Source organism: Streptomyces sp. LX-29 (assembly GCF_029541745.1).
Classification (GTDB): Bacteria; Actinomycetota; Actinomycetes; order Streptomycetales; family Streptomycetaceae; genus Streptomyces.
Genome location: NZ_CP089746.1, coordinates 6,620,931 through 6,641,051 on the forward strand (window position 1 = coordinate 6,620,931; position 20,121 = coordinate 6,641,051).

Genomic DNA, 20,121 nt, shown 5'->3' on the forward strand with positions numbered 1-20,121 from the left:
CACGCGGTGCGCGGGGGTTACGCCGCGGTCCGTGCGTCCGCGCGACGTGCGTGCGTCAGGCCGCGGTCCGTGCGTCGACGCGATGTGCGTGCGTCAGGCCGCGGTCCGTCTGTGCGAGACGATGCGCGTGCGTGAGGCCGCGGCCCGTCTGTCCACGCGGTGCGCGGGGGTTACGCCGCGGTCCGTGCGTCCGCGCGACGTGCGTGCGTCAGGCCGCGGTCCGTGCGTCGGCGCGACGTGCGTGTGCCAGGCCGCGGTCCGTCTGTGCGAGACGATGCGCGTGCGTGAGGCCGCGGTCCGTGCGTCGGCGCGATGCGCGTACGCCAGGCCGCGGCCCACGTGTCCGCGTGATGCGCGGAAGTTACGCCGCGGTCCGCGCGTCCGCCGTGCCGCCCTCCTGCTCGGCTTCCACCTGCGCGTTCCACGTGGGCTTGGACGCCTGCCAGCCGTCCTCGTCGTGACCGCGCCGCCAGTAGCCGGAGATCGACAGCCACTCGCGCGGGACCTCCCGCTCGATCCGCAGATGACGGCGGAGCTCCTTGACGAAGCCGGCCTCGCCGTGGACGAAGACATGTGCCTGGCCCGGCAGGAACTCCAGATTCCGCACCGCCTCGACCAGCGCCTCGCCGACCGGCGCGGCGCCGCGGTGCAGCCACACGACCTCCGCCCCGTCCGGCACGGTGAGCTTCTGCTCCTCCTCCGGGCCGGCGACCTCGATGAAGGCCCGCACCGGCACGCCGGAGGGGGCCCGCTCCAGGGAGGCGGCGATCGCGGGCAGCGCGCTCTCGTCGCCCACGAGCAGATGCCAGTCGGCCTCCTCGCTGGGCAGGTACGCCCCGCCGGGGCCGAGCAGGCTGATCTCCTGTCCCGGGGTGGCGCGCAGCGCCCACGGCCCCGCCAGCCCCTCGTCGCCGTGGACCACGAAGTCCACGGTCAGCTCGCGCGCGGCCGGGTCCCAGGCGCGCACGGTGTACGTGCGGGTCCGGGGCCACTGGTCGCGCGGGAACTCCTCGCGGATGCGGGCGATGTCGAACGGCTCCGGGTAGCTGACGCCCTCCACCGGGAAGAGCAGCTTGACGTAGTGGTCGCTGCACTCGCCCGCGACGAACGCGCCGAGACCCTCGCCGCCCAGCACGACACGGACCATGTGCGGCGTCAGGCGCTCCGTGCGCACCACCCGGGCGCGGTGGACCTGAGGCTTCTTGCGTGCCGGACGGTCAGCCACGGCTACCTCCCCGTTCCAGGAAATAAGTTAGGTTTACCTAACCTAACAGGTCACCCCTGGAGCGTGTCGAGCAACCGCTGCAGTGACCCGCCCAACCCCCACCGATGGGCGAGCACGTCCAGCGCCTCGGGGTGGCGCGGGACGCGCGGCAGCGTCGGGTCCGCGGCGGGCAGGGCGACATCGGAGGCCACCCGCACCACCCGCGGCGCGACCGCGAGGTACGGCCGCGCCTCGTCCAGCCGCCGGCGCTGCGCGGGAGTCAGCTTCGACGCCGGATCGTCGACCGCGGCCATGATCCCGGCCAGGTCGCCATAGCCGGCCAGCAGCTTGGCGGCGGTCTTCTCGCCGATGCCGGGCACGCCCGGCAGGCCGTCGCTGGGGTCGCCGCGGAGCAGCGCCAGATCCGCGTACCCCGGGCCGTCGACGCCGTACTTCTCCCGCAGCACCGCCTCGTCCACCGCCTGGAGCGTGCCCACGCCCTTGACCGGATACAGCACCCGCACCCCACGTCGGTCGTCCACCAGCTGGTACAGGTCGCGGTCGCCGGTGACGATGTCCACCGGGCCGGACGCCCGCGCGGTGAGCGTCCCGATCACGTCGTCCGCCTCGTAGCCGGCCGCGCCCACCCGGGCGATGCCGACGGCGTCCAGCACCTCGTCGATCACCGGCACCTGCGGGGCGAGGGTGTCCGGCACCTCCTCCTCGTCCGGCACGCCGCTCGGCGTCTCCTCGGCGACCCGGTGCGCCTTGTAGGAGGGGATGAGGTCGACCCGCCACTGCGGACGCCAGTCGAAGTCCATGCACGCGACCAGGTCGTCCGGGTGGTGGTCCTGGACCAGCCGGGCGACGAAGTCGAGCAGCCCGCGCACGGCGTTGACCGGGGTGCCGTCCGGGGCCCGGACCGAGTCGGGCACCCCGAAGTAGGCCCGGAAGTACAGGGAGGCGGTGTCGAGGAGCATCAGGCGTCGCGTCACGCCTCGATCATGCCGCATGCCACGGACGGTCACCGGACATCCGCCGGGCCCGCACGCCGCCGGGGGTTCGACAGCGTGGGAAGTGCGAGGTGCATCCCTGGGTGGCGTTCACGACACGGCTGTGAAGCGGGTCACGGCGGCGTTTACCCCGAATGATCCCGGGCAGGCGCGCCCGCGGAGCGGACCCGTTTCGGCCAGATTTCTGGCGCCACGACGGGCCACGCGGGCCGATGCCGTGCCGCTCCACGACCTGCCGGCGGGGGCGGCAGGTCGTTTTTCTGCGACCGAAGAGGTGTATGTGTCCAGGCTGCGAGCCGAGCGGTTGTACAAGGTGTTCGGCAGACGACCGGAAGAGGCGGTGAGACGGCTCCAGGACGGGGCCGACCGCGACCAGCTGCGCAACGACGGGACGACCGCAGCCGTGATCGACGCGTCGTTCGCCGTCGAGGCCGGCCAGATCTTCGTCGTGATGGGGCTGTCCGGCTCCGGGAAGTCGACCCTGCTGCGCATGCTCAACGGGCTGCTGGAGCCGACCTCCGGACGTGTGCTCTTCGACGGCCAGGACCTGACCGCGCTCACCCCGCGCGAGCTGCGCCGGGTGCGCTCGCAGAAGATCAGCATGGTCTTCCAGCACTTCGCGCTCTTCCCCCACCGCAGCGTGTTGGAGAACGCCGGATACGGCCTGGAGGTGCAGGGCGTCCCGCGCGCCGAGCGGGAGCGCCGGGCGGCCGAGGCGCTCGCCCTGGTCGGCCTCGCCGGCTGGGAGAAGTCCTGGCCCGACGAGCTCTCCGGCGGCATGCAGCAGCGGGTGGGGCTGGCCCGCGCGCTGGCCACCGACGCCGACCTGCTGCTGATGGACGAGTCCTTCAGCGCCCTGGACCCGCTGATCCGGCGTGACATGCAGGACCAGCTGCTGGAGCTCCAGAAGCGGCTCAAGAAGACCATCGTCTTCATCACCCACGACCTGAACGAGGCCATGCGGCTGGGCGACCAGATCGCGGTGATGCGGGACGGCCGGATCGTCCAGACCGGCTCCGCCGAGGACATCCTCACCACCCCGGCCAACGACTACGTCGCCTCGTTCATCCAGGACGTGGACCGCAGCCGGGTGCTCACCGCTGGAGCGATCATGGCCCCGGTGGGGACGGTGCTGGGCACCGCGGCCGACGACGGCACGGAGCTCCGTACGGCCGCCGACGTGCTGGCCGCGACGCCGGCCCGGGTCGCCGCCGACACCCCGGTCATCGAGCTGTTCACCCCCTGCTCGCGCAGCGCCGTCGCCGTCGCCGTGACGGACGAGGACGGCACCCTCGTCGGAGTGGTCACCCGCGAGCGGCTGTTCGCGGCGCTGGGCGAGCCGGAACCGGCCGGCGACTCCGAGGCCGAGCCGGCCCCCGCGTCGACCGTTCCCGCCGCGAGGGAGCCGGAGCGTACGGAGGACACGGAAACGAAGGGCACCGAAACGAAGGCCACGGAAGCGAACGGCACGGAAGCGCGGTTCGCGGCGGCGAAGGGCACGGAAGCCGCCGGGAGCGCCGGCGACGACGAGGGCAAGGTGATCGCCGGTGCCTAGGCTCGAACTCGGACGCTGGGTCGAGGACGGCGTGACCTGGCTGCAGGAGCACCTCAGCTGGCTCTTCGACGTCATCAACTCCGTCCTCACCGGCATGTACGACGGCGTCGACTCGGCCCTCGGCGCGCCCGAACCGCTGCTGATGGCCGGCATCTTCACGATCGTCGCGCTCTGGCTGCGCGGCCCGGCCGCCGCCGTGCTCGCCTTCGCGGGCTTCGCCCTGGTCGACTCCTTCACGCTCTGGGACGAGGCGATGGCCACGCTGTCGCTGGTGCTCGTGGCGAGCGTCATCACCATCGCCCTGGCGGTGCCGCTGGGCATCTGGGCGGCCCGCAGCCGCGCGGTCAGCGGACTGCTGCGGCCGGTGCTCGACGTGATGCAGACGATGCCCGCCTTCGTCTATCTGCTGCCCGGCGTGATGTTCTTCGGCATCGGCATCACCCCCGGCCTGATCGCCACCATCGTCTTCGCGATGCCGCCCGGCGTGCGCATGACCGAGCTCGGCATCCGCCAGGTCGACGGCGAGCTGGTGGAGGCGGCGCAGGCGTTCGGCACCAGCCCGCGCGACACCCTGCTCCGGGTCCAGTTGCCGCTCGCCCTGCCCACGATCATGGCCGGAATCAACCAGGTCATCATGCTCGCGCTGTCCATGGTGGTCATCGCCGGCATGTCGGGCGCCGAGGGCCTCGGCGGGACCGTCTACGCCGCCGTCACCCAGGTCGACGTCGGCGCCGGCGTGGAGAGCGGCCTGGCCGTGGTGGTCCTGGCCATCTACCTGGACCGCACCACCGGCGCGCTGAACCAGCGGGTCTCCCCGCTCGGCCGCCGAGCCATGGCCAAGGCGGCCGCCTCGATGCGCGGCGCGCGACTCTGGAACTACCGCCCCGGTACCGCGGTCGCCACGGTCGGCGTGGTCGTCCTCGCGCTCATCGCCGGTGGCATGAACCTCGCCAACTCCGGCGACACCGAGGACGCGGCGGCGAGCGGCGACGTCGGCCACGGCCGGCAGCTCGACATCGGCTACATCCCGTGGGACGAGGGCATCGCCTCCACCTACCTCTGGAAGGAGCTGCTGGAGCAGCGCGGCTACCAGCCGTCCCTCAAGCAGCTCGACGCCGGCCCGCTCTACTCCGGTCTCGCCCGCGGCGACGTCGACTTCCAGACGGACGCCTGGCTGCCGACCACCCACCAGAACTACTGGGACAAGTACGGCGACAAGCTGGAGGACCTGGGCTCGTGGTACGGCCCGACGTCGCTGGAGCTGTCGGTGCCCTCGTATGTGAAGGGGATCGACTCCCTGGAGGACCTGAAGGGGAAGGGGTCCACCTTCAAGGGGAAGATCATCGGCATTGAGGCCAGCGCCGGGATGATGGGCATCCTGAACGACAAGGTGCTCAAGGAGTACGGGCTGGACGGCGAATACAAGGTGGTGGCGTCGAGCACCTCGTCGATGCTGGCGGAGCTGGACCGGTCGATCAAGAAGAAGGAGCCGGTCGTCGTCACCCTGTGGTCCCCGCACTGGGCCTACAGCAAGTACGACCTGAAGAAGCTCGGTGACCCCAAGGGCGCCTGGGGCAAGGGCGACCGGGTGCACACCATCGCCTCTGACGGCTTCGCCGCCAAGGAGCCGACGGTCGCACGCTGGCTGCGCGACTTCCGGATGTCCGAGGCGCAGCTCACCGGCCTGGAACAGCGGATCCAGGACGCCGGCAAGGGCAGGGAGCAGCAGGCCGTCCGCGCCTGGTTGAAGGAGCACCCCGGCGCCGTGGACAGATGGGCCCCGGTGCCCGGCGGCGCCAAGAAGCAGGGGCGTGACGCGGGCAAGAAGGTGGACCTCGGCTACTTCCCGTGGGACGAGGCCGTGGCCGCCACCTACCTGTGGCAGAACGTCCTGGAGGACCGCGGCTACAAGCCCTCGGTCAAGCAGCTCGATCCCGGACCGCTCTACACCGCCCTGGCGCAGGGCCAGATGGACGTCCAGTTCGACTCCTGGCTGCCCACCACCCACAAGCAGTACATGGACAAGTACGGCGACCGCCTCGCCGACCTCGGCTCGTGGTACGGCCCGACGTCGCTGGAGCTGTCGGTGCCCTCGTATGTGAAGGGGATCGACTCCCTGGAGGACCTGAAGGGCAAGGGGTCCACCTTCAAGGGGAAGATCATCGGCATCGAGGCCAGCGCCGGGATGATGGGGACCCTGAACGACAAGGTGCTCAAGGAGTACGGGCTGGACGGCGAGTACAAGGTGGTCGCCTCCAGCACCTCGTCGATGCTGGCGGAGCTGGACCGGTCGATCAAGAAGAAGGAGCCGGTCGTGGTCACCCTGTGGTCCCCGCACTGGGCCTACAGCACGTACGACCTCAAGAAGCTCGGTGACCCCAAGGGCGCCTGGGGCCAGGGCGAGAAGATCCACACCGTGGCCAAGAAGGACTTCGCCGAGGACTTCCCCGAGTTCCACCGTTGGCTGAAGGACTTCAAGCTGAGCGAGGAGCAGCTCGCCTCCCTGGAGGCAGAGATCCAGAAGGGCGGCAAGGGCAAGGAGAAGGAGTCCGCCCGCCGCTGGATGGACGCCCACCCGGGCATGGTCGACACCCTGGCGCCGGTGGCGTCCTGACACCCCGCCGGGCCGTCCGCCGGACCGCGCGCCGTCCCGTACGGCGGACCCTCCGGCGGGCCGCGTCGGCCCCGTACGAGAGCCCCGCCCCCGGCCCCACGCCGGGGGCGGGGCTCCGCGCGTCACCGGCCTGATGGGCCGCGGCCGCCGGAAGGGGAAAACCGGATGACGGCTGACGCCGCCACCCCGTACCGTCGTATCCGTGAACGCACCTCCCGGTGCGAAGACGACGGTTACTTCGGCTCTTTTAGGTTCGAATCCTGAGCCGCCCCGCCGCGTGCGGGGCGGAAACGTACCGTCGTCGACTCTTGATCTCGGGAGGCGCGCACGGCACCGGAGCGCCCGGTGCGCCGGCGGCGGTTACTTCTTCCCGAAGCCCTGTCCGCCGCCTACCGAGACCTCGGGCGCTCCGGTGTGCCGACGTCGCCTCCCCGCTGCACGGCCCCGCAGGGGGCGATTCGGGGGAGAAATGAGCAAGTTCAACCGCGGCCGCGCGAAGACGCCCGGCGCGAGCACCGTCACCTACGAGGGCGGCGCCGCCGTCACCCGCGACCGCCGCTCCGAGCTGGTGCTGCTCGCCGTGGTCAACATGGTCGGCGAGCAGACCTTCTACGAGACGGCCGACGAGCGCGACGACCGCTTCCGCACCCTGGTGCACGAGGTCGCCGTCGAGGACGGCGACTGGACCGCCCGCTTCGTCGGCTGGCTGCGCGGCGAGGCCCAGATGCGCTCCGCGTCGCTGGTCGCCGCCGCCGAGGCCGTGTTCGCACGCGTGGCGGCCGGGCTGCACGGCGACAACCGCCGCATCATCGACGCCGCGTGCCAGCGCGCCGACGAGCCCGGCGAACTGCTCGCCTACTGGATCGGCCGGCACGGCCGTGCGGTGCCCAAGCCCGTCAAGCGCGGCCTCGCCGACGCCGTCCGCCGGCTCTACACCGAGCGGTCGCTGCTGAAGTACGACACCGCCAGCCACGGCTTCCGCTTCGCCGACGTCCTGGAGCTGGTGCACGCCGCGCCCCACCCGGACAAGCCATGGCAGGGCGAGCTGTTCCGGCACGCTCTGGATCGGCGGCACGGACGGGACACGACCCCGCCGGAGCCGCTGCGCACCCTGCGCGCCCGCGCGGAGCTCATGGCCCTGCCGGTGGCGGAGCGGCGCCCGGTACTGGAGCGGCCGGACGCCACCGAGCGGCTGGCGCGCGCCGGCATGACCTGGGAGGCGCTGGCGGGTTGGCTCCAGGGGCCGATGGACGCCACCGCCTGGCAGGCCGTGCTCCCCTCCATGGGCTACATGGCGGCCCTCCGCAACCTGCGCAACCTGGACGAGGCCGGGGTGCCGGACGCGGTCGCCGAGCGGCTCGCCGCGCGCCTGGCCGACCCGGACGAGGTCGCCCGGTCCCGGCAGTTCCCGTACCGCTTCCTCTCCGCCTACCGGGCCGCGCCGTCGCAGCGCTGGGGCCACGCCCTGGACCGCGCGCTGACGGCGGCCACCGGCCACATCCCGGAGCTGCCGGGCAGGACCCTGGTCCTGGTCGACACCTCCGGCTCCATGACGTGCCGAGTCTCCGCGCGATCGGAGATGCGCCACGTGGACGTCGGCGCCCTCTTCGGGGTCGCTCTCGCCCACCGCGGCTGCGCCGTCGACCTGGTGGGCTTCGCCTCCAAGCACTTCACCCACCGGCTGAAGCCGCGGGGAGGCTCGGTGCTGCGCGACATCGAGGCGTTCTGCGCGCGGATCGGCGAGGTCGGACATGGCACCGAGACCGTCGCCGCGCTGCGCGCCGCCTACGACGGGCACGACCGGGTCGTCATCGTCTCCGACATGCAGGCGTTCACCGACTGGAGCGGTGGGCGCTCCCACGCGGTCTCGGACGCGATCCCGGCCCACGTCCCGATGTTCGGCGTCAACACCACGGGCTACGCGCCCGCGTCGATCGACACCACGCGGTCCCATCGCTACGAGATCGGCGGCTTCAGCGACAAGCTGTTCACCATGGTGGGGATGTTGTCGGAGGGTGGCGGCCGGGCCGCCTGGCCGTGGGAGGAGCCGCCCGCCGGGGCCACTGTCGCCCCGTAGCCGAGGGGCCGGGGGCCCGATGTGCCGACGGCACGCGGCGCCGTACGGTGGGGCGATGACCGGTCACACTCCCGTACGGCGCGTGGTGTCCCTCGTCCCCTCGCTCACTGAGGCCGTGGCGGCCAGCGCGCCGGAGGCGTTGGTCGGGGTGACCGACTGGTGCAGTCATCCGGCCGAGCTCCGCGCGGAGCGCATCGGCGGGACCAAGAACCCCGACACCGCGCGGATCGCCGAGCTCGCGCCCGACCTCGTCATCGCCAACGAGGAGGAGAACCGCGAGCCCGACCTGGCGGCGCTCCGCGCGGCCGGGCTCGAGGTGCTCGTCACCGAGGTCCGCACCCTGGAGCAGGCGTTCCAGGAGCTGGAGCGGGTGCTGGTGCGCGGCTGCGGGCTGCCCCGCCCCGACTGGCTGGACGCCGCGCGGGCGGCGTGGCGCGAGGTGCGGCCTGGCGCCGCGCCCGCGCGGAGCGCCGTCGTGCCGGTGTGGCGCCGGCCCTGGATGGTGCTCGGCCGGGACACCTTCGCCGGCGATCTGCTGGCTCGTCTCGGCGTGGAGCACCTCTACCGTGACCACGCCGAGCGCTATCCGCGTGTCCCGCTCGACGAGCTGAACGCGGCCGGGGCCGATCTGGTGGTGCTCCCCGACGAGCCGTACCGGTTCACCGCCGACGACGGCCCGGAGGCGTTCCCCGGAGTACCCGCCGCCCTCGTCAGCGGCCGCCATCTCACCTGGTACGGGCCGTCGTTGGTGGAGGCGCCGCGTGTCCTCGGCGCGGCCCTGGCAGCGGCGCGCTGAGCACGCCGGCCGAGGCGGACGCGCCGGCCGCGGGGGACGCGGTGGCCGCGACCGGCGCGGTGGACGCGGGGGCGGGGGCGGATGCGGAGGACCGGGCGGGTGCGGGATCGTGCTCGTGGTCGGGCGCGGCGCCCCGCGCGGGGGCTGTGTTCAGCCTCGGGTGCGGGCGGCGCCCACGGGCTCGGGTCGGGGAGCCCCGGCGGCGGGCCCGGGCGGAGTCGTCGTGGCCCTGGCAGCGGCGCGCTGAGCACGCCGGCCGAGGCGGACGCGCCGGCCGCGGGGGACGCGCTGGCCGCGGCGGGCGCGGTGGACGCGGGGGCGGGGGCGGGGGCGGATGCGGAGGACCGGGCGGGTGCGGGATCGTGCTCGTGGTCGGGCGCGGCGTCCCGCGCGGGGGCTGTGTTCAGCCTCGGGTGTGGGCGGCGCCCACGGGCTCGGGTCGGGGAGCCCCGGCGGCGGGCCCGGGCGGAATCGTCGCGGCCGCGGGGTCGGGCTGCGGCGCCGCAGAGCCCGCCCCGGGCTCGGCCTCCACAGTGGTGTCCCCGCGCTCTGGCGGAGTCGTCGCGGCGCCGGGGGCGCCTCCCGGAGCGAGCAGCGTGCCGCGAGCGAGCCCGAGCCCCGTACGGACGGCCACCATCGCCCAGGCGGCCAGCAGCAGGCCGTAGAGCCCCACGGCCAGCCAGCCCACCGCGTGCACTCCGGTGTGCCGGGCGAGGCCCGCCGCGCCGGTCACGCAGGTGCCGACCGGGAAGGTGAAGCCCCACCAGGTCATCGCGAACGGCATCCCGCGCCGCACGGCCCGCACCACCAGCGCACCGGCCAGCGCCAGCCACAGCAGCGCGAAGCCCAGCACGGGCGCGCCGTACGCCACCGAGGCGTAGGCGGCGTACGAGCCGAAGGGCGTGCCGTGTACAGCGTCGGCCAGTTGGGCGCCGGCCGTGGTGGACTGCCCGAGCGGCCCCAGGACGAGGAACAGGGCGGGGGAGAGGACCAGGGGCAGCGGGCCGCGGTGCACCAGGCGCGCGAAGACGGCGGGCAGGATCAGCAGCGTCGCCAGCAGGCTCATCCCGAACATCGCGCAGCAGCCCAGCAACAGCGCCGAACGCCCCTGTCCCGGCGGGAGGTGCGCCGCCAGCGCGGGGCCGGTCGCGGCCGCCACCATGGGCGCCACGACGGGCAGCAGCCACACCGGAGAGGCGTCGCCGGGAGCGATCCGGTGCCGGGCGATCATCAGATACGGAACGCCGACCGCCGCCACCAGGCCGGTCAGCGACCCGGCCGACCAGAGCACCGCACCGGCCGTGACGGCCGCCGAGGGGCCGAGGACGTCCCCGCCCACGGCGAGCGCACCCGCGCCGACCGCGAGCAGCGCCATCGGCGGGCACCCGTAGAAGGGCGCGATCGTCGGATCGAGCAGATGGGCCCGCGCCTGGTCGCGATGGCGCAGCCAGTGCGCCGCCCGCGCGGCGAGCAGCACCAGCAGCGCGAGCGCGGAGAGCGCCCAGACGGCGACGAACACCGGCTCCGCGCGGGGCACGCGGACCGGCAGCGCCCCCCCGGCGTTCGCCACGATCGCCGTGCCCATGACCACCGCGTACCAGTTCGGCCCGAGATGGCGTACGGACGCCCGCGGGCGGTGCCGGCGGGCGGGGGCGGTGCGGGTGGTGCGGGGCAGGGCGCCTGGAGGCGCGAGGACGCTCATGCTCCCACCCTGCTCGGCGCCCGCCCCCGCCACCAGGGACGACGGTTCTATGGGCACATAAACTGGGTTTATGACCGCTCATCCCGTGGCGCACCGCGTCCCCGACCTGGGGGCGCTGGAGCTGCTGCTCGCCGTCGCCCGGCTGGGCAGCCTGGGGCGGGCCGCCCGGGAGCTGGGCATCACCCAGCCCGCCGCGAGCAGCCGCATCCGCTCCATGGAGCGCCAGCTCGGCCTGGCCCTCGTCGAACGCTCACCGCGCGGCTCGCGGCTCACCGAGGCCGGCGCCCTGGTCACCGACTGGGCGCGGCCGATCGTGGAGGCGGCCGAGGCGTTCGACGCGGGCGTACACGCCCTGCGCGACCGCCGTGACTCCCGGCTGCGGGTCGCGGCCAGCATGACGATCGCCGAGTATCTGCTGCCCGGTTGGCTGATCGCGCTGCGCGAGCTCCGCCCCGGCACCGCGGTCTCGCTGCTCACCGGGAACTCGGCCGCGGTCGCGGAACGGCTGCTCGACGGCGCGGCCGACCTGGGGTTCGTGGAGGGGCTCGATGTGCCGCGGGGACTGGACGGCGCGGTGATCGGGCATGATCGGCTCGCCGTGGTCACCGCCCCCACCCACCCGTGGGCGCGCCGCCGCGGTGACCTCGCCCCGGGTGAACTCGCCGCCACCCCGCTGGTGCTCCGCGAGCGGGGATCCGGCACCCGCCAGGTCCTCGACGCCGCCCTCGCGGCCCACGGCGGCCTCGCCGACCCGCTGCTCGAACTCGCCTCCACCACCGCCGTCAAGGCCGCCGCGATCAGCGGCGCCGGACCCGCCGTGCTGAGCCGTCTCGCCATCCGGGAGGAGCTGGCGGCCCGGCGCCTGACCGAGATCCCCGTGGCCGGCGTCCACCTGAGCCGCGACCTCCGCGCCGTGTGGCCCGCCGGACAACGCCCGACGGGCCCGGCCCGCGATCTGCTGGGGCTGACGCGCGGCTGAACCCGCGAGGACCGGGGGCGCCGGCGTTCCGGGAGCCCGGCGGTGCCCCCGGGCTCCCGGCCCGGGGGCTACCCCGCCCGTCAGCCCTCCAGGTCGCAGCACGTGTCGCGGCGCAGCCTGCGCCCCACCTCCAGCCAGCGCTCCCGCTCCTCCCGCTCCCCGAGGGCCTCCGCGCGAGGCGTGCGGGGACCGAGGGGCGGCGGCGTGCCCTTCACGGAGGCGGGGAACGCGCCGACCAGATCGCGCCGCGCGTACGGCACCCCGCCGCGCAACACCGACACCGTCCGCACCAGCGAGTCGAAGTCGGTGAACGGGTCCCCGTCCACGACCGTCACATCCGCGACCTTGCCCACCTCCAGGCTGCCCAGGTCGCGTTCGGCACCGAAGACCCGCGCGGGGAGCACGGTGGCGGTGCGCAGCGCCTCGACCGCCGAGAAGCCGTAGCGGTGCAGCGCCCGCAGCGCCAGATGGAGATGGAGCCCGACCGGCACCAGGGGCGCGTCGGTGCCCAGGGCGACGAGCCCGCCCCCGTCCAGGGCGTTTCGGTAGATCCCGATCTCGGTGCGCAGCGTGGCCAGTTGGGCGTCGGTCGGTGGCGTCCCGGCGAGCTGACTCACCTGAGCGGTGTCCCAGGGCGGCATCAGCCGGGTGACCCGCGCGTCCTCGGCCAGGGCGGGGTCGGCGCCGATGAGCGGCAGGGCGGTGAACGGCGTGGCGATGAGCCGGAAGCCCGCCCCGGTGTAGATCTCCGTGAGGTCCTGGTACGCACGACCGGACGCGCTGGTCGCATGCCCGTACTCCAGCCGCTGGGTCGCCTGGAGGTGGGTGGTCAGGTCCTGGCCGAGCTGCACGCCGGGCGAGCACAGATGGCTTCCGGTGCGCACTCCGAGCCGCTCGTGCGCGAAACGCGCCGCCTCCTCCATCACCCAGCCGGGCGCGCGGACGTAGGTCTTGACGAAGTCCCAGTCCAGCGCCGCGCCCCGCTCCAGCGAGCGGCGCAGCCCCGCGCGGGTGCGGTGCGCCCGCCCCATGCTGTACGCGACGCGCGGCCCGTCCAGCAGCTCGCCGCAGGTCAGCAGCCGGGGACCGGCCAGCACTCCGGCCGCCACCGCCTCCCGGAGCCGTGCCTGCTCATAGGAGAACCCGCCCAGGGAGACCGCCGTGGTGATGCCGTAGGCGAGCTGGAGCGCCGACTGCCGGCCGCCGTAGGTGTACTGCCAGGGATGCGTATGGGCGTCCCACAGGCCCGGGAGCACCGTGTGGGCCGAGGCGTCCAGGCGGCGCCCCGCCGCGCGCCCGGCCCGGTGCGGCTCGACGGCGGCCACCCGCCCGCCCCGCACCACGACGTCGACGTCCTCGCGGACCGTGTTCCCGGTGCCGTCCCAGAACCTTCCGGCGTGGACGACGGTGTCGGCGGGCCGGGGCCGGCGGTGATCGAAGGGGACGCGCACGGTACGGGCCGTGCCCGTGGCCACGTCCATCAGCCGCAGCCGGCCCGCGGACAGGTAGAGCAGCCGTCGGCCATCTCCCGACCAGGAGGGATGGTCGGCGGCCTCGTCGGTGAGCCGGCGCGGCTCCCCCTCGGGCGTACCGTCCGGCCTCACCGGCAGGACCCAGAGCGCGGACTCGGCGATCAGCGCGAACCGCCGCCCGTCGGGCGACCAGACGGGCCCGGAGTCATAGCGGTCGGAGATCGAGACGTGCGGGGCGAGGGCGTGCAGCCGGGAGGCGCCGGTGTCGGCGTCGACGATCCGGATGAGGTTGTAGCCCTCGCGAAACCGCTGGTTCAGGCGGTTTCGATCGCAGAGCGCGACGTACCTGCCGTCGGGTGACCAGCTGGGGCGTCCCGGCAGCCCGCCGCCGCCGAGCGGCGCGGCCAGCACCCGCTCCGTACCGTCGGCCAGCTCGCGGACGACCAGGTTGCCGGACATGTCGATCGCGGCGAGCCGAGCGCCGTCGGGGGAGAGCGCCGGGTGCACCCGGCCTCCGTCCGCGAGCACGGCCTCCGAGCCGTCGGCCAGCTCCCTACGGCGCACGGCGAGCAGCCCGTCCCGGTCGTCCACGTACAGCAGCGCCCTGCCGTCCCGGGTCCAGGAGGGGCCGAGCACATAGCGGGTCGGATCGGCCCGCACGACGCGCCGCGGAGCGCGACCGCCGGCCACGTCCGCGACCCACAGCGAGTTGAGCGCGGCGAACGCCACCTGGCGCCCGTCAGGGGAGAGCGCGGGCAGGTGCAGCGCCTGGACCGGCCGTACCCCGCCGCCCTCCACGTCGTACCGCTTGACCCGGTAGCGGGGCCGGTCGACGGGGAGGGTGGCCGTGAACGGGATGGTCTCGACGATGATCGGCGCGGCGGCGCGCGCGGTCCCGGTGACCGTCCTGCGGGCTTCCGCCTCGGCGCTCCTGCGGGCTTCCGGTGTCGCGTCGGCGGGAAACGCGGCGCGGCCCTGGACGTTCCCCTGGGCGTTCGCCTCGGCCCGGGCATCGGCGTGGGCATGGGCTTGGGCACCGCCCCGGGCATCGGCCTGGGCACCGCCCTGGACATGGGTTTGGGTATCGCCCTGGGCATGGGCATCGGCTTGGGCACCGCCCTCGGGTCGAGCCGGTGCGAGCTTCATGATCCGGAACCGTCCGTCGACGGTCAGCAGCAGCTCGTCCGCCGACACCCAGCGCGGCGGCACCGGCTCCACATCGCCCTCCACCGGCACCGTGACCCCGTCGACGACCAGCGAGCAGGAGGCCGCGGGCGCGGGCGTGGTGCGGAGATAGGCCAGCCGCCCGCCGGGGGCCACGGCGGGGAGCAGCACCTGGGTGCCGGCCGTCGTCTCCATGTGCTCGATCCGCACGGGCCCACCGCCGTCGGCCGCCACGGACGCGACCGTACGGGCCTGGAGGGCACCGCCGACCACCTGGCCCCGGACGAAGAGCACCCGCTCGCCGTCGGCCGACCAGACCGGATCGAAGTCCTCCCAGGCGCCGTCCTGGAGGGGACCTTCCTGCCCGGCCACCCCGGTGAGCCGGGTCAGCCGCCCGCCGGCGAGCTCCAGCACCCACACCCGGTAGGGGCTGCCGGCCACCGGGTCGCCGCCGCGCTCGGAGGCGAAGGCGATCCGCGTGCCGTCGGGCGACCAGGCGGGCCCGCGGTCGTCCCAGGGCCCGTCCGTCACCTGGCGCAGACCGCTGCCGTCCGGCCGTATCGTCCAGATGTGGAATCCGCCGCCCCGGTACGCGCAGACGGCGACCAGGGAGCCGTCCGGGGAGAACACCGGGCGGGTGGGCTCCAGATCGGCCGGCGTGAGCGCGGTGGCGGCACCCCCCTTGCGGGGGATCGACCACAGCACGTTCTGCACCTCCGCGATCACCCGGTCGCCTGCGGGCGAGAGCGTCGCGGCCCCGTTGGTGGCCGCGCGGAAGGACAGCGTCCGCACCGTCCCCCGGCGTGCCGCGCCGGTGGTGGCCGAGGCCGTGTCGAGTGGCAGGGCGACCGTCGCGCCGGCCGTGGCGGCGGTCCCGGCGGCGGCCTGCAGGAACCGCCGCCGGGACAGATCGGGCAGATGCATGGACTCCAACGGTCCTCCAGGGGCAGGGGAGTTGCGGGGGAGTTGCGGGGCTTGCGGGCCGGGGGTGATGCCCGGGTCATTCGATCGGTCCATACCACCGAGACCGCCGTTCAACCCCGGACCGCGCGGGCGGGTGGAGCCGGAGCGGCGCCCCGCGCGGCACTCTGACGGCACCGAGGTGGAGTCCGGCTGGGCGACGGCGGGAGTTCGGGGAGGTGGCGTGGGGCAGGGTCCGGGCAGAAGGGGTGCGCTGGCCTGGGCGCGTGGCGGCGGCAAAGGGGGCGTTGGCCTGTGGTTTAGAGCACGTGGATGAGGAGAGTGTGCTTCCGGTATCCCGACCGGGATCCCTTCCCTGCCCCACCCATCGGACTCAGGAGACAACGGCATGTCAGCCACCGACACCGCCTTCCGCACCGACTGCCTGGAGACGCCCGACGGGGTGCGGGTGGCGACGTACACGTGGGCCCCGGGGGTGGCGACGGGACGGGAGGAGCCGGAGCGGGAGCGAACCGGGGCCGCCCGGGCGATCGTGCAGATCGTGCACGGGGCCGCGGAGTACGCCCTGCGCTATGACCGCTTCGCCCGATTACTCGCCTCCGAGGGCTATGTGGTGGTCGCCGCCGACCTGCGCGGCCACGGGGCGACGGCGGAGGCGACCGGCGGCTACGGGGTCGTGGGCGAGGACAGCTGGCGGCTGATGGTCTCCGACCTGCGCGCCCTGAGCGCCCGTGCTCGTGCCGACCACCCGGGCGCCCCGCTGGTCCTCTTCGGGCACAGCCTGGGCTCGATGCTGGCTCGCGACTACGCCCAGCAGCACGGTGACGAACTGGCCGGCCTGATGCTCTCCGGCACCTTCCGGACCCTCCCGGGAGTGGAGATCGACGAGCTCGCCGCCCACATTGAACGCGAGATAGCCGAGCGCGGCCGCACCGCGCTGTCCACCTTCACCCCGACCCTCTTCGCCTTGTTCAACGACCCGTACGAATTCGGCACGGGCTTCGAGTGGCTCTCCCGCGACCCGGAGGCGGTCGAGGCGTACGCCGCCGACGAGCGCTGCGGCTTCCCGTTCAGCGCCGGGCTGTCCCTCGACTGGGTGCGGGCCGTCCGCAAGATCAACAACCCCCGGAACCAGGCGCGCATCCCTCCCACCCTGCCGGTGCACATAGCCGTCGGCACCGAGGACCCCTGCAACCAGCGCATGACGCTCGTCTACGAACTGCTTGAGGACTTCCGCTACATCGGCACCCGCGACCTCACCTGGAAGGGCTACCCCGGCGCCCGCCACGAGATCCTCAACGAGACCAACCGTGCGCAGGTGGAGTCGGACCTGCTGGCATGGCTGGAGACCCGCGTATAGGTGGGTCCTCCCGCCTACGTATTCGAAACTATGTTCGATATTCTGTGTTCTCTTCATGAAGGGGGCGGCCGGGTGATCAGACGTTCCCCGGCTTGAACACGTCCTGCTCGATCAGCAGCTTGTCGATCCGGGCCTTGTCCACCCGGTTGGTCATCTCCTCGACCTCCTGTCGGTCCCGCACGCACTTGGCCAGCGTGAAGCTCGACGTCACGACGAACACGAGCCCCAACGCGAGGAACGCCCGCTCCCAGGTCCCCAAGGGCAGCTTCACGATCCCGTACGCCACGGCCGCCAGCGAGATCCCGAACGAGATCGCCGCCTGAATGAAGAAGGCCGTCGTCGTCGGCCGCTGAATCGATGGAGTCGTCATGCGCGTAGCGTGCTCGCCCCGTGACCGCCGCGCATGAGTACGGCTACTCATCCCGCCCTGAGCCCTGAGCGTCCTCCCCGCCTCGAGGGTGGAGGCGAGCACCCCCTGAAGTGCGGTATTGTTCTCGTGCGCGGTCGGAACGGGGAAAACCCCGGACCGAACAAGCACCGGGACGTGGCGCAGCTTGGTAGCGCACTTGACTGGGGGTCAAGGGGTCGCAGGTTCAAATCCTGTCGTCCCGACGGTGTTATCGCAGGTCAAAGGCCGTTTCCGATCATCGGAAGCGGCCTTTGGCGTACGTGTGTTTGCTCCCAGGTGGGAGCCCTCTGGGAGCGCTCGTGCTCCCATGCTCCCAAGACGTCAACTGTGTCCGTTTTTTCCGTCATCCGATCGGGTCGATGTGTCCGGCTGGTCGCGGTGGTTGGGGGCGGTCGTCAACCGCATGCCGCTGTTGCCGCCCGGTCGTGGCGTGCGGACGCGTGTGCGGGATGGTTCCCGGGAGCCAATTGCCCCTTGTCGTCCGGGCGGGCGCGGTGACGGGTTCACCGTCGATGGTGCTCCCAGGTGAGGCTCCCGGTTCGGTGGTGGGGGAGCGCCCGGTGGTGGGGAGGGCGAGGCATGCGGGCAGCTCGCGGCACTCGAGGGCGGCGGTCTGGGGCTTTCGGCTTGGCCCACGATGAGGTCTTGCCCCTTGTCTACGGCCTTCTTCTGTTGACTCCCCGAGGTGGGAGCGGTGTTGGAGGCTGTTGTGAGCCGGCAGCCGCGGTCATTGGTGTCATGCGATGGGGGATACGACTCGCCCCTGGGGGCGGTGGGCGAAGGGGGTGTGCATCGCAACTGACGCCCTCGCCACGTGGGGCGTGCGTGAGCGGCTGGGGCCAGAAGATCGGCCGCGGTTCCGTTGCGGCGGGCCGTGGGCGGCTCATGGTGCTGGTCTGCGCGCTGAACGCATTGGCGGGCGAGCTGTCGACAGGGCATGGCTTCCGGGTCTTCGACGACCGAGTCTTTGATGGGGACGTGGATGGAGCCGGGAGCTACACAGTTGGCGGTGATGCCGGTGTAGCCGAGCTCAAGGGGCGAGCGCGCGTGTGGGTCCTTCGAGGCCGGCCTTGGCGCTGATGTAACCAGAGAGATCATGGCGGCCCGTGGCGGCGAGCACGGAGCCGATCGTGGTGATCCGTCCCCAGCCACCGGCGGCCATGCCGGGTGTGAGTTCGCGGGTCAGGAGATAGTGAGGTCAGGTTGATGGCCACAGCGTCGTTCCATCGGTCGGGGGTCGTCTCCGCCCACGGCAGGCGGGGTTAGGCCCCGGCGTTGCTGATGAGGACGTCGATCGGTCCGAGCTGCTCGTGGGCGTTTCGGCAAAGGCCGGGCACGGCGTCCGGGTCGCGGAGGTCAGCAGTCACGGGTACGGCATGGCCTCCGGTGTGGGTGATGTGCTCAGCGAGGCTGGTAGCGGCCTGGTGGCCGTCGAGGTGGGCCAGGAGGACGGCGGCGCCGTGCGCCGCGAGGCGTCGGGCGATGGCCGAGCCGATGCCGCCGGTGGCGCCGGTGGCCAGGGCCGTATGCCTGTTCAGGTGGCCGGACATGGCGTCTCCACGACAGAGAAGTAGGTGGTCGGGTCGAAGGGGGGATTGCGACCGTTACCCCACGGATCAACCCGATCACAACGGAGCTGGCGCTGCCATAGTGAACGGGGCAGCGGGCTGCCACAGGTCAGCGGCTCCGACCGAAGCACTAGGTGTATTGCCCTGTGAGGTTGGGGACGCGGCTGGCGGGTGGTTGGCCTTTCAGCGCGGTGTGTCCGCGGTGGTGATTGTAGGTGTGTAGCCATTCGCCGAAGGCTGCGCGTCGTTCCCGCTCTGAGCGGTAAGTGCGGGCGTAGGCCCACTCCTCCAACAGGGTGCGGTTGAAGCGTTCGACCTTGCCGTTGGTCTGCGGCCGGTAGGGCCGGGTGCGCTTGTGGACGATCCCAGCCGTGGCCAGGGCAGCGCGCCAGTGGTGAGAGCGGTAGCAGGAGCCGTTGTCGGTCAGCACCCGCTCGACGGTGATCCCGGCCTGGGCGAAGAAGGCGTGGGCCCGCTGCCAGAAACTGGTGGCGGTCTCTTTCTTCTCGTCCGAGTGGATCTCGCTGTAGGCCAGGCGGGAGTGGTCGTCGACGGCTGTGTGCAGGTAGCTGTAGCCGAGGTTGGGGCGGCCGTGACGGGTGCGGGGCCGTGCGGGGTCGCGGTGTGCGGAGCTGTTGCGACCGCCCTGGGCTCTGCCGTGGACCTTGTGTCCGCCGCCGTCGGGGATGTTGCCCAGCTTCTTGATGTCGACGTGGACCAGTTCTCCAGGCCGGTCGCGCTCGTAGCGCCGCACCACGCGGCCCGTGGCCCGGTCCAGGTGGGCCAGGCGGGCCAGGTGATAGCGGGTGAGGACGCGGTGGACGGTGGAGGGCACCAGGTGCAGGAAGTGCGCGATGCGGGCCGGTCCCCACCGGCGCAGCAAACGGACCTTGATGATCCGTCGCTCGGTGCGGGTGGGAGTGCGGCGGGGGCTGTGGTGGGGCCGGCTGGAGCGGTCCGCCAGGCCGGCTTCGCCCAGTCGGCGGTAGCGGTCGGCCCACCGCTGGGCTGTGGTCGGCGAGACCTGGAAGCGCTCGGCGGCCCGTCGAAGCGGCCAGCCGTCCTCGACCACACAGCGGGCAAGACGCAGGCGTCCGGTCTCGGTCAGGGTGCATTACGGTGGGGCACGAGGGCCTTTCGGTCGGTGTAGACGTCGCAATCCACACCGAACCCGGAAGGCCCTCACCCATTCAAGATCCCTCAGCCGAGACCTGGGTCACCTGTCCACAACCTCCCCGGACAGAACAGCTAGCTGGTCGCGGTGATCTCAAGGGGGCCGAGAGAAAG

13 protein-coding genes, 1 tRNA gene and 1 pseudogene are annotated in these 20,121 nt (G+C 73.0%); 7 read left to right on the forward strand and 8 right to left on the reverse strand.

The window, feature by feature from the left end:
• Positions 1 to 361 precede the first annotated feature (361 nt).
• A complete protein-coding gene (locus LRS74_RS27915) occupies positions 362 to 1,225 on the reverse strand; it encodes a siderophore-interacting protein (RefSeq protein WP_277743575.1) in 864 nt (287 codons plus the stop codon).
• A gap of 50 nt (positions 1,226 to 1,275) precedes the next feature.
• On the reverse strand, positions 1,276 to 2,184 hold the full coding sequence (locus LRS74_RS27920) for a 5'-3' exonuclease (protein WP_277744976.1): 909 nt from the start codon (positions 2,182 to 2,184) through the stop codon (positions 1,276 to 1,278).
• Positions 2,185 to 2,497: 313 nt separating this feature from the next.
• Here LRS74_RS27920 and LRS74_RS27925 point away from each other — a divergent pair, with 313 nt between their 5' ends.
• The 4 genes from LRS74_RS27925 (at position 2,498) to LRS74_RS27940 (ending at position 9,259) form a co-directional block, all read left to right on the forward strand.
• Positions 2,498 to 3,772, forward strand: a complete 1,275-nt coding sequence (locus tag LRS74_RS27925) for a glycine betaine/L-proline ABC transporter ATP-binding protein (protein WP_277743576.1) — start codon at positions 2,498 to 2,500, stop codon at positions 3,770 to 3,772.
• Entirely contained in the window at positions 3,765 to 6,386 is a 2,622-nt protein-coding gene (locus LRS74_RS27930; RefSeq protein WP_277743577.1) for an ABC transporter permease/substrate binding protein, read from the forward strand. Before LRS74_RS27925 ends, LRS74_RS27930 begins: the two co-directional genes overlap by 8 nt.
• Positions 6,387 to 6,855: 469 nt before the next feature.
• Entirely contained in the window at positions 6,856 to 8,463 is a 1,608-nt protein-coding gene (locus LRS74_RS27935) for a TROVE domain-containing protein (protein WP_277743578.1), read from the forward strand.
• A gap of 55 nt (positions 8,464 to 8,518) precedes the next feature.
• A complete protein-coding gene (locus LRS74_RS27940) occupies positions 8,519 to 9,259 on the forward strand; it encodes a helical backbone metal receptor (RefSeq protein WP_277743579.1) in 741 nt (246 codons plus the stop codon).
• Between the two features lie 403 nt (positions 9,260 to 9,662).
• Here LRS74_RS27940 and LRS74_RS27945 read toward each other — a convergent pair whose 3' ends face one another.
• A complete protein-coding gene (locus tag LRS74_RS27945; RefSeq protein WP_277743580.1) occupies positions 9,663 to 10,961 on the reverse strand; it encodes a TDT family transporter in 1,299 nt (432 codons plus the stop codon).
• A 70-nt stretch (positions 10,962 to 11,031) separates the two neighbouring features.
• Here LRS74_RS27945 and LRS74_RS27950 point away from each other — a divergent pair, with 70 nt between their 5' ends.
• Complete coding sequence (locus LRS74_RS27950; RefSeq protein WP_277743581.1) at positions 11,032 to 11,940, forward strand: LysR family transcriptional regulator; 909 nt, start codon at positions 11,032 to 11,034, stop codon at positions 11,938 to 11,940.
• An 80-nt stretch (positions 11,941 to 12,020) separates the two neighbouring features.
• Here the strand turns inward: LRS74_RS27950 and LRS74_RS27955 are convergent, their stop codons facing one another.
• On the reverse strand, positions 12,021 to 15,500 hold the full coding sequence (locus LRS74_RS27955) for an amidohydrolase family protein (protein ID WP_277743582.1): 3,480 nt from the start codon (positions 15,498 to 15,500) through the stop codon (positions 12,021 to 12,023).
• Between the two features lie 385 nt (positions 15,501 to 15,885).
• Between LRS74_RS27955 and LRS74_RS27960 the strand changes: the two genes are divergently transcribed.
• Positions 15,886 to 16,857: an alpha/beta hydrolase gene (locus tag LRS74_RS27960; protein ID WP_277743583.1), complete on the forward strand. Its 972-nt coding sequence runs from the start codon at positions 15,886 to 15,888 to the stop codon at positions 16,855 to 16,857.
• Positions 16,858 to 16,933: 76 nt separating this feature from the next.
• On the opposite strand, the gene LRS74_RS27965 is transcribed toward LRS74_RS27960, so the two are convergent.
• Entirely contained in the window at positions 16,934 to 17,227 is a 294-nt protein-coding gene (locus LRS74_RS27965) for a YiaA/YiaB family inner membrane protein (RefSeq protein WP_277743584.1), read from the reverse strand.
• A gap of 168 nt (positions 17,228 to 17,395) precedes the next feature.
• Between LRS74_RS27965 and LRS74_RS27970 the strand changes: the two genes are divergently transcribed.
• A tRNA-Pro gene (locus tag LRS74_RS27970) sits at positions 17,396 to 17,469 on the forward strand.
• 827 nt (positions 17,470 to 18,296) lie between these two features.
• Here LRS74_RS27970 and LRS74_RS27975 read toward each other — a convergent pair.
• The 3 genes and pseudogenes from LRS74_RS27975 to LRS74_RS27985 all read right to left on the reverse strand — a co-directional run bounded on the left by LRS74_RS27975 (position 18,297) and on the right by LRS74_RS27985 (position 19,962).
• Positions 18,297 to 18,428 carry a hypothetical protein gene (locus tag LRS74_RS27975; protein ID WP_277743585.1) on the reverse strand — a complete coding sequence of 44 codons (132 nt, stop codon included), beginning with the start codon at positions 18,426 to 18,428 and terminating at the stop codon, positions 18,297 to 18,299.
• Positions 18,429 to 18,528: 100 nt separating this feature from the next.
• Positions 18,529 to 18,816 (reverse strand): SDR family NAD(P)-dependent oxidoreductase, encoded by a 288-nt coding sequence (locus LRS74_RS27980; RefSeq protein WP_277743586.1) that lies wholly within the window; start codon positions 18,814 to 18,816, stop codon positions 18,529 to 18,531.
• Between the two features lie 148 nt (positions 18,817 to 18,964).
• A pseudogene (locus LRS74_RS27985) lies at positions 18,965 to 19,962 on the reverse strand (IS481 family transposase).
• Positions 19,963 to 20,121: the final 159 nt, after the last annotated feature.